The following is a 4,695-nucleotide window of genomic DNA, read 5'->3' as shown; positions in this document are numbered from 1 at the left end:
GGGGCGTGGGGTTGCCGGGGCGAGCCGTCGTGGCGGTGAACGCCCGCCGCCACGACGGCGCCCGGTCCATAACGCAGGGGCCCCATACGGTTGGGTCGGCTCTGGTATCGGGTGGAACAGGTGGCCTGGGCCACCGGACAGGCGCTAGCAGTCCCGCAGTGTCGGAGACTGGTTCAGCAACTGCCCGCGGACCGAGGTGAAACGCGCCAGACGGTCGTCCGACGACCCGTCGAGCGGGAACACCGCGACCCGGTGGCAGTTCTGGAAAGCCAGGCGCACGCCGAAGTGGCGCTCCAGGGCCCCGCGGATGGCGTCACTCGCCAGCGCGCGCAACAGCTGGCCACGCGCTTGTTCGTCTGGAGGCGGCGTCTGGTTGTCGGCGAACTCCCCGCCGTCCACCTTCAACTGTGCGACCAGCGAACTGATCATCTCCCATGCGTACGGGAGCGAGGTACGGACGCAGTCGACGAACGCCACCTCATCCACCTCGCCACGCTCGGCTTGCTCCAGAAGCGCGGGTGGGACGTCGAGCGACATGGGATCTCCTCTCGCAGCCCCGGCCGGGGGCCGGGGTCTCCTAGGGGGCATCGCCCTCCCGGCAGGGCTCGCGGCCCGGAAGGATGATCCCCAAGCCGGAGGACCGTGGGGAGGGCCCTCGGACATCACCGTGTAATCGCACAATCTCAGACGGCGACACCCTGCTCTCACGGTAGAGGGCGGAGGCCGGGCGCATGAGCAGAATGGCCAGACTCAGCGCGGCGACGACCTGCGCAGGGAAAGACTCGCGCCACCAATTCGACGTACGCTCCTCCACGTTTCGGACGCGCTACGGACACCGTTGTGGCCCGAATCGCGCCCGAACCGGTGCGTCCAGTAGCGTGACGGACCATGCGTCTCGTCATCGCCCGCTGCTCCGTCGACTACGCCGGGCGGCTCACCGCCCACCTCCCGTCGGCGCCCCGGCTCATCCTCGTCAAGGCCGACGGCTCGGTCTCCGTCCATGCGGACGACCGCGCTTACAAGCCGCTCAACTGGATGTCTCCGCCCTGCACCCTGAAGGAGGCCGCGGACGGCGACGGCGCGGCGCGCTGGACGGTGGAGAACAAGGCAGGCGAAAAGCTGATCATCGATATGGAGGAGATCCTGCACGACTCCTCGCACGAACTCGGCGTGGATCCCGGGCTGATCAAGGATGGCGTGGAAGCGCACCTTCAGGAGCTGTTGGCTGGCCGAATGGAGACCCTGGGAGACGGCTGGACGCTGATCCGCCGCGAGTTCCCCACCGCGATCGGCCCGGTGGACATCCTGGGACGGGACGCGGACGGGACGACGGTCGCGGTCGAGATCAAACGGCGGGGGGAGATCGACGGCGTCGAACAGCTCACCCGGTATCTGGACCTGCTGAACCGGGATCCCCATCTGGCGCCCGTGACGGGGGTGTTCGCGGCGCAGGAGATCAAGCCGCAGGCCCGGGTCCTCGCCACGGACCGGGGCATCCGCTGCGTCACCCTCGACTACGACGCGCTGCGCGGCATCGACGACGACAAGCTCCGGCTGTTCTGACGCCCGTCGCGCCCGGTCGTGCCCGGCGCGATCCGCCGGTCACGCCGTCGGCGCGGCGGCGGCCTCCCAGGCCGCCTCGACCATCTCGAAGACCTCGTCCACCGCGGCCCGCGGATCGGCCGATTCGCGGGCCAGCGAGAAGGCGTCGACCGCGAACCGCGCGGTCGCCCGGCAGGCCGTGGCGGACCGTGCCGAGCCGGGCCCGGCGGCGATGGCCGCGGCCAGCGACTCCGCGTGCCGCACCCGCATCGCCCCCTCGTACTGCCGCAGCGCGGGCGATGCGTCGATCATGCGCCAGAGCGGCGCCGCACCGGGCGCCGTGCAGTGTCGCACCATGGCGTGCACCTCGTGGCGCAGCGCGGGGATGATCGGCTCCCCCGGCGCCCGGTCGGTGACCGCCCGGGTGAGGCGCTGCTCGAAGTCCGCGTCCTGCTCGAACACCAGGGCCTCTTTCGAGGCGAAGTGGGAGAAGAGCGTGGTGACGGCGACGTCGGCCTCGGCGGCCACGTCCCGGATGCCCACCGCGTCGTATCCGCGCTCCAGGAAGAGCCGCAGGGCGGCGTCGGCGATCTTCTGGCGGGTCGCCGCCTTTTTGCGTTCGCGGCGTCCGGTCGGCGCGGTCATCCCCTGATGCTATCAGGCGCAAAAGTGAAGCGGATACGAAAGAGCAACTGCTAAGGCATCTCTGTGGTCGCGCGCGCAGCTCCCCGCGCCCCTGCGGGGCGCGGGGTCACACCCGCGTGGGGGCCGAGTCCGTTCCGGGGCCGGGGTTGGAGTTCGAGGGGGCCTCGTTCGATTCCGTGGGCCCCGGGTCCTCCGGGTCCGAGGACGGCGGGTCGTCCGGCTCGCTGGGCGAGCCCGTGGGCCCGGTCGACGAGCCGCTCGACTCCCCCGGCCCGTCGGGCGGCGTCGAGGGCGAGCCGCCGCCCGTCCCGGACGACGAGCCGCCGTTGCCGCCCGACGACGAGCCGGAACCGGAGCCGGAACTGGAACCCGAGCTGGAACCGGAGCCGGACGCCGAGCCCGAGCCGGGTTCGGAGCCGGGCCGGGAGTGCGAGCCGGAGCCCGAATCGGAGGGGTCGTCGGAGTGCGACCCGTCGCCGTCCCGCTCGCCGCCGTCCCCGTCGGAGCCATCCGGCCCAGCGGAGGGCGACGAACCGGCGGCGGGCCGCTGCTCGTGCGGCGCCGTCGCACCGCCGCCCGTCCCCTGGGCGCCGCCCTCGTCGCCGGACGCGGGGCGGTCGGCGGTCAGATCGTCGCCGTCGTCGTCCTGCGAGGCGGAGTGTCCGGGCTTCACCTTGTCCGGCGGATCGCCCCCGTCGCCCGAGGTGTTGCCGACCGTGACGATGGTGCCCAGTACGGCGGCGAGCAGCGCGCCCGCGCCCGCCGCGACCACGTTCCGCTTGCTGGCGTAGAGGGCCAGCCGCCGGTGCGAGCTGCGCGCCACGGGCGGGCCCGTCGGGGAGACCAGCGCCGTCGGCGCCGTGGCGGGCGGCGGCTCCGACTCCTCCGCCGCCTCCGGGGGCGTGACCTCGGTGCCGTGGAGGGTCCGCGCGGTGTCGGAGGAGTCCGCGGCGAGGGGCGGCACGACCGCCGTGGTCGCCGCCGTGCTCACCGCGTCGCCGCGCCGTGCCAGCCGGTCGGTGACGAGTGCCAGCGCCCGCCGCCCGGCGAACACGCCGCGCTGGTCGTCGAGCATGCCGCGCAGCCCGAGGGCGGCGTCCAGCTCGGCGCGGGCCCGCTCGGGATGCCCCGTGCACAGCGCGTGGACGCCCAGCTCGTGGTGGAAGTACGCCTCTTCGGCGACGTCGCCGCAGGCCCGCGCGGCCTCCTGGCCCGCGCTCAGCACCCGCTCCCAGGCGCTCCAGCGCAGCCCGGCGGCCAGCAGCGGCGCCGCCGTGCGGGCGAGCAGTACGGCGGCGCTCTCGTGCCCGGAGCGCTGGGCGCCGCGCACCGCGGCCAGCAGCGGTGCGGCCTCGGCGGCGGCCCGTTCGGGGGAGGCGGAGGGCTGTCCGGCCCACCAGGCGTAGTGCTGGGCCGCCGCCAGCGCGGTCGCGGGCAGTTCGTGGTCCACGTCCGAGCCGTCGAGCTGGGCGGCGACCCCGGCGGCCAGCCGGTGGTGGGTGCCGGAGGCGGTGACCAGCCCGGCGGCCACGAGCTCGGCGACGGCCGTCTCGGCGCCCGGGTCGCCGGTGAGCGCCGGCAGGTGGGAGGGGTGCGGGAGGGCGCCGTCGAGCGCGAGGGCGAGGCGCAGCGCCGCGCGCGCCGCGTCGGAGAGCCCGGCGGCGAGCAGCGGAGGGAGCGCGCCGGCCGTGGAGACGGCGGCCCGGCAGTCCTGCTGCCGCAGCAGCGCGCCCGCCTGGACGAAGCGCAGGGCCAGGCCCTCGGATTCGAACCACAGGTCGGCCGCCCAGTCGGCCTCCTCGTCGGTGAGCGGCCGGCCCGCGCCGTGCTCCAGCAGTTCGAGGCAGGCGGTACGGCTGATCCCGGCGAGGAAGACCTCCTCGACATGCGCGTCGGGGGAGGGCGCGGCGACATCGGGGGTGGCGGCGAACAGGAAGGCGCACTCGGGGGTGGCGCGGAGCAGTTCGTCGAGGGCCGCGCCGCCGAACTCCAGGTCGTCGAGGAGGACGACGGCGCCGGTGCGGGCGAGCGCCTCGCTGAGTTCGGGGTGTCCTGGGCGGTGCAGCGGGGCGTGGTGGACGGCGGCGAAGAGCTCCTGGAGCAGGTCCTCCGGGGTGCGCCGGTGGCCGCTGAGCCGGACCACGCCGTCCGGCGCGAAGTGCGCGACGTCCACGGCCACGGCGTCCAGCAGCGCGCTGCGGCCGGATCCGGCGGGCCCGGTGAGGCGTACGGAGCGGCCGCGGGCCAGCAGCCGGGCGAGCCGCTCGCGCTCCTCCTCGCGCTCCAGCAGCGGGAGCGCGGGGGCGCTGCGGGCGGCGTCCCCGGCGTCCCCGGGTATCCCCGGGGTGCCGCCGGCCGCGAGCGCGGCCTGCGGGCGCTCGTGCGGCCGGTACTTCTCGGGTCTGCCGGGGCGCTCCCCGGGCGGACAGGGCTCGATCTCGCTACCGTCCACCGGGTTGACCGTCAGCAGGTAGTCGGCCGCGACGAGCTGCACGGTGCGGGCGAGAC

At 74.8% G+C, this 4,695-nt stretch carries 4 protein-coding genes; 1 reads left to right on the top strand and 3 read right to left on the bottom strand.

All coding sequences use genetic code 11. The features are described from left to right. Positions 1-144: 144 nt before the first annotated feature. Positions 145-537 (bottom strand): SCO5389 family protein, encoded by a 393-nt coding sequence (locus G5C65_RS31430; protein ID WP_165302444.1) that lies wholly within the window; start codon positions 535-537, stop codon positions 145-147. A gap of 351 nt (positions 538-888) precedes the next feature. Here G5C65_RS31430 and nucS point away from each other — a divergent pair, with 351 nt between their 5' ends. Continuing rightward, positions 889-1,563: an endonuclease NucS gene (gene nucS, locus G5C65_RS31425; RefSeq protein WP_165302443.1), complete on the top strand. Its 675-nt coding sequence runs from the start codon at positions 889-891 to the stop codon at positions 1,561-1,563. Between the two features lie 39 nt (positions 1,564-1,602). On the opposite strand, the gene G5C65_RS31420 is transcribed toward nucS, so the two are convergent. Together G5C65_RS31420 and G5C65_RS31415 are read right to left on the bottom strand one after the other, a co-directional pair. Beyond that, entirely contained in the window at positions 1,603-2,187 is a 585-nt protein-coding gene (locus tag G5C65_RS31420) for a TetR/AcrR family transcriptional regulator (RefSeq protein ID WP_165302442.1), read from the bottom strand. A 106-nt stretch (positions 2,188-2,293) separates the two neighbouring features. Then, positions 2,294-4,695, bottom strand: a 2,402-nt coding sequence (locus G5C65_RS31415; protein WP_165302441.1) for an ATP-binding protein, incomplete at its 5' end; no start/stop codon positions are given.

Origin of the sequence: Streptomyces boncukensis, from assembly GCF_011045075.1 — a bacterium.
Taxonomy (GTDB): domain Bacteria; phylum Actinomycetota; class Actinomycetes; order Streptomycetales; family Streptomycetaceae; genus Streptomyces; species Streptomyces boncukensis.
The sequence above is the reverse complement of the archived record's forward strand: the minus strand, read 5'-3'. Positions and strand labels throughout refer to the sequence as shown.

What these genes read in the sequence shown, in the direction of transcription:
- nucS (WP_165302443.1), top strand. Translation starts at nt 889, where the DNA reads ATGCGTCTCGTCATCGCCCGCTGCTCCGTCGACTACGCCGGGCGGCTC.
- G5C65_RS31420 (WP_165302442.1), bottom strand. Translation starts at nt 2,187, where the DNA reads ATGACCGCGCCGACCGGACGCCGCGAACGCAAAAAGGCGGCGACCCGC.
- G5C65_RS31430 (WP_165302444.1), bottom strand. Translation starts at nt 537, where the DNA reads ATGTCGCTCGACGTCCCACCCGCGCTTCTGGAGCAAGCCGAGCGTGGC.